This is a genomic window from Methylobacterium sp. E-046, from assembly GCF_022829625.1.
In the GTDB taxonomy this organism is placed as follows: Bacteria; Pseudomonadota; Alphaproteobacteria; order Rhizobiales; family Beijerinckiaceae; genus Methylobacterium; species Methylobacterium longum.
The window spans coordinates 1-2,804 of record NZ_JAKSYP010000087.1 but is presented as its reverse complement, the minus strand read 5'-3'; the positions used below and the strand labels follow the sequence as shown (position 1 = coordinate 2,804).

General features: G+C 64.9%; 4 protein-coding genes. 3 read left to right on the top strand and 1 reads right to left on the bottom strand.

Annotated elements, in window-relative coordinates:
- Together MKK82_RS07235 and MKK82_RS07230 are read left to right on the top strand one after the other, a co-directional pair.
- Window positions 1–729, top strand: a 729-nt coding sequence (locus MKK82_RS07235; RefSeq protein ID WP_243985153.1) for a Crp/Fnr family transcriptional regulator, incomplete at its 5' end; no start/stop codon positions are given.
- On the top strand, window positions 726–980 hold the full coding sequence (locus MKK82_RS07230) for a hypothetical protein (protein ID WP_243985151.1): 255 nt from the start codon (window positions 726–728) through the stop codon (window positions 978–980). The genes MKK82_RS07235 and MKK82_RS07230, both read left to right, overlap by 4 nt.
- A gap of 24 nt (window positions 981–1,004) precedes the next feature.
- On the opposite strand, the gene MKK82_RS07225 is transcribed toward MKK82_RS07230, so the two are convergent.
- Window positions 1,005–1,733 carry a Crp/Fnr family transcriptional regulator gene (locus MKK82_RS07225; RefSeq protein WP_243985149.1) on the bottom strand — a complete coding sequence of 243 codons (729 nt, stop codon included), beginning with the start codon at window positions 1,731–1,733 and terminating at the stop codon, window positions 1,005–1,007.
- Between the two features lie 187 nt (window positions 1,734–1,920).
- On the opposite strand from MKK82_RS07225, the gene MKK82_RS07220 reads away from it, so the two are divergent.
- On the top strand, window positions 1,921–2,685 hold the full coding sequence (locus tag MKK82_RS07220) for a Crp/Fnr family transcriptional regulator (protein WP_243985146.1): 765 nt from the start codon (window positions 1,921–1,923) through the stop codon (window positions 2,683–2,685).
- The last annotated feature ends 119 nt before the right edge of the window (window positions 2,686–2,804 follow it).

Here is a 2,804-nt window from a genome sequence, read left to right as displayed (position 1 = left end):
CCCCACGCCCTCTCTCCGCTCATCCGTAAGCTGGAGAGCATCGCTGGCCTCTCAGAGGAGGAGAGGCAAGCCATCGAGCGCCTGCCGGTCCGGGTGCGGACCCTGTCGGCGCGACAGGACATCGTCCGCGACGGTGATCGGGCGACGCAGTGCTGCCTCATCCTGGAAGGTTGGGCCTGCCGCTACAAGTTCCTGAGCGAGGGACGTCGGCAGATTTTCTCGTTCCACATCGCGGGCGACATCCCGGATCTGCAGAGCCTGCACATCCCGCTGATGGACCACAACCTCGCGACGATGACCCAGGCCACGGTCGCGTTCATCCCACACGAGAGCCTGCTCGATCTCACGGCCCGCCATCCGGCCATCGCGGCAGCGCTCTGGCGTGACACGCTGATCGACGCGGCGATCTTCCGGGCGTGGTTGATCGCCATGGGACGCCGTCCGGCCTTCGAGCACTTGGCCCACCTGTTCTGCGAGCTGTACCTCAAGCAGGAGGCGGTCGGCTTGGCCGGGGATCACCGCTGCCCACTGCCGATCACGCAAACCGATCTCGCCGATGCCACCGGCATGACCGGCGTTCACATCAACCGCGTGTTGAAGGAGATGCGCGGTCGCGGCCTGATCACGCTGCACCGACAGACGCTGGTCGTTAAGGCCTGGGACGAACTTATCCGTGCCTCTGAATTCGACGGTACGTACCTGCACCTGCAGAAGCGAGCCCTCGGATGAGCCTGCATCTTCAGCCAGTGCGCGTCGCCACCCGCAGCGAAGACGGTGACGGCCAGCTTGTGTTCGCGGATGGCTTCCTCGTGGCAGTCCTGGTGCGGCTTTCAGACCAGCATGGTGCCGACGTGGGCTTGTGGTTCCTAGAAGCTGGGTTCGGCCTAACCTCGGTAGCCCGCGCCCCCCTGTTCTTAGACCTGGATGCGGCTCAAGATTGGATCGAGGGGCACCTCAGCAGCAAGCGCGGCAGCGCGTAGCTTGGGGTGGGACTGAGAAGGTTCTCAGTGGCCACCCGGCGTCGGATCCGTGATCAGGCGCTCGTATTCGGCCTCGGGAGCGCCGTAGGAGGGACCGGCTAGGGCGAGCAGCGCCGCGCGATCGCGGACGATCAGGGTACCGCGCTGCCGACCGATCACGCCGGAACGCTCCAGGACCGAGATCGCGCCCGTCAGGCCCGGACGATTGACCCCCAGCATCAGCGACAGAAAGCGGTGCGTCGTCGGCAGTTCGTCACCCTCGGTCCGATCGTGACACATGAGGAGCCAGCGGGCGAGACGCGGCTCCAGAGTGTAGCGGCCGTTGGCCAGGGCCGTGGCCGTGGCCTGCACGCCGAGGATGTGCGCATACCGCAATAGGTGATTGTGCAGGCGCGGACTGTGCCGAAGCGCCTCGGAGAGGGCACTCACGGGCATGACCTGCGCCAGCCCGATAGCCTGAACCCGGGCCTCGTCCGGCGTCCGCTCGGCATCGAGCAGGATCGGCACGCCGACCATGCCCTCGCAGCCGACCAGCCCGACCTCGACCTGCTGTCCGTCGGCCGCGATGCTGACGAGCGAGACGATGCCTCGTTCGACGAAGGCAACTTGCGTGATGGGGGTATCGGCTTTGATCAGCACATCACCCAACGACAGGATCGCGAGTTCGAGGTGAGGGCGAAGCAGACCGAAATCGTCCGGATCCAAGGATCTAAGCAGGCGATTGAGGCAGCTATGCTGCGTCGGGTGCGACATGATCCCGTTCACTTGGAGCGGGGGGCCCAAGAGCCCTCGGTCGGGAGCCCCTGGACATGCCTACGCGCGACGCCTCGCCTGTCTTTGAGCCTAATCTCCTAAGAGCGCAAGATATCGGTCATTTGATGGAGACTTGGTCGGATATCTGACATATGAGCTGACATCGAGTCTCGGCGATGTGGGCCCCATGCAGCAGGCGCTGACGCGGAAGCTTGAGAGCTTCGAGCCGCTCTCCGACCAAGCCCGCTCGGCCCTGAACGGGCTGACGCTCAAGGTCCGGCAGGTCGGTGCTCGCCAGGATCTGATCCAGGAAGGCGACAAGCCTGACAACGTCCTCCTGATCCTCGACGGCTTCGCATGCCGGTACAAGGTGCTCCCGGACGGCCAGCGTCAGATCATGGCTCTGCTGGTGCCGGGAGACTTCTGCGACCTGAACGTGTTCATTCTCGACGAGATGGACCACACCATCGGCACGATCTCGACGTGCCAAATCGTGGACATCCCGCGCCAAGCCATCGATGACATCGCAGCCCATCACCCGAGTATCGCGCGCGCTTTCTGGTGGTGCTCCCTGGTCGATGGTGCCGTCCTACGCGAGTGGCTGGTCAACATGGGAGCACGCGCTCCGGACCAGCGCATCTCCCACCTTCTGTGCGAGCTTCTCATGCGCTTGGAAGCGGTCGGGCGTGTCACCGACAACAGCTACGCGTTTCCGCTCACGCAGACCGAGATCGCCGAGACGATGGGCCTGTCCGACGTGCACGTGAACCGGACGCTGCGCGAGCTTCGCGCCCTCGGCCTGATCCACCTGAAGCGGCGGGTGCTGACCATCCTCGACGTCGAGCGCCTGAAGGCCTTCTGCAGCTTCACACCGAACTACCTGCACCTGCGCAGCACGCGCTGGGGTGATCGCCGCGATCTGAGCTGGCCCGGTCGAGCCCAGGAGGGCTAGACGATGTCTGGGCGGGGCAACGTCGAGACGCTGCTCGTGCTGCAGCTTCAGCCGATTGCGGTCGACACCAACAGCCCGGACCGGGAAGGCATGCTGGTGATCGCCAATGGCCTGCTCGT